The sequence below is a fragment of the Moorena sp. SIO4A1 genome (assembly GCF_010672065.1).
GTDB lineage: Bacteria > Cyanobacteriota > Cyanobacteriia > Cyanobacteriales > Coleofasciculaceae > Moorena.
Genome location: NZ_JAAHHX010000751.1, coordinates 1 through 1,402, shown reverse-complemented (window position 1 = coordinate 1,402; position 1,402 = coordinate 1). Strand labels below are relative to the sequence as shown.

Sequence of the window (1,402 nt, the reverse complement as noted above, 5' to 3'; positions counted from 1 at the left end):
GGTTGATTGGTTTAGCTTTCAGGGTGGATAACAATAGTGAAACGTTTCGTTATTACTGCTTTAGTCTTCGTGATCATGCTGGGAGTAGTAGCTTTCCCTGCGGCTGCTACGGTCAAGCGCTATCAAATTAGTGAATCGCCTAATGTTGATCTGTCTTTAGATGGCCCTGCCTTTGACTTGGGTGGTGGTGGTCCTGATGTGGATGAAGCTATCCAGTGGATGATTAACCAAGTTAGGGATTGCAGCAAATGCGATCGCAAAGTTGATGTAGTAGTAATCCGGTCTTTTGGTGATGATGGCTACAATCAACCGATCTATGACATGAACGGGGTTAATTCAGTAGAAACCCTAGTGCTCGATAGCCATGATGATGCTAATCGACCTGATGTGGTGGCTACGGTAGAAAACGCTGAGGTATTATTCTTTACCGGTGGTGACCAGTGCGACTACGTTGATAATTTCCAGGGCACAGACCTTCATGATGCGATCGCTTATGTGCTTGATAAAGGTGGGGCTATTGGTGGAACCAGTGCTGGTGCCATGATTCAAGGTAGTTTTGTCTATGATGCTTGTCAAGGTTCAATCCGCTCCGATGAAGCCCTCAATGACCCCTATGATCATTACATTAGCTTGACCAATCACCTATTTAAATGGCGAGACCTAGAATCAGTAATTGTCGATACCCACTTTAGCGAACGAGAGCGCATGGGTCGCCTGATGGTATTCATTGCTCGCCAGCTCCAAGATACTGACGCAGAAGAAGTTTTAGGCATCGGAGTAGACGAAGCAACATCAGTAGTTGTAAACTACAACGGTTACGCTGAAGTAATCGGAGAAGGCGCAGCTTATTTTGTCCTAGGTGACCATAGACCAGAAGAATGTGAACCAGGAATTCCCCTAACCTTTTCCAATTACACAATTTGGAAACTATCCGGAGGTGATACCTTTGACCTCAGATATTTACCAACCTCTGGCTACCAAATCGCTAGTGTAGAAGAGGGAAAAATTACTTTTAGGGAGTAGGGAGTAGGGAGTAGGGAGTAGGGAACAGGGAATCGGGAATCGGGAATCGGGAATCGGGAATCGGGAGTAGGGAATCGGGTAAAAATAGATGTTTATAAAACTAATTAATAGTATTATAAATATGGTCTAAACTAATTACTATAAATCCCAAATTTAGTTTTTAACTTAACAAGTTAAAATTTAAAATAGCAATAACAAAATCCCTATCTCCCCATCTCCCCATCTCCCCATCTCCCCATCTCCCCATCTCCACACTTCCCTACCGACTCCCGACTCCCTACTCCCTACTCCCTACTCCCCAGAATGGAAGTACCTAACCCGATTGATAACTCCTATCTCATCCATCGCAAATGGATGAGTGTTGCCATAGAAATTGCCC

1 protein-coding gene is annotated in these 1,402 nt (G+C 44.3%); it reads left to right on the top strand.

All coding sequences use genetic code 11. The features are described from left to right. Positions 1-36: 36 nt before the first annotated feature. Positions 37-1,023 (top strand): Type 1 glutamine amidotransferase-like domain-containing protein, encoded by a 987-nt coding sequence (locus F6K53_RS42600; protein ID WP_293086603.1) that lies wholly within the window; start codon positions 37-39, stop codon positions 1,021-1,023. The last annotated feature ends 379 nt before the right edge of the window (positions 1,024-1,402 follow it).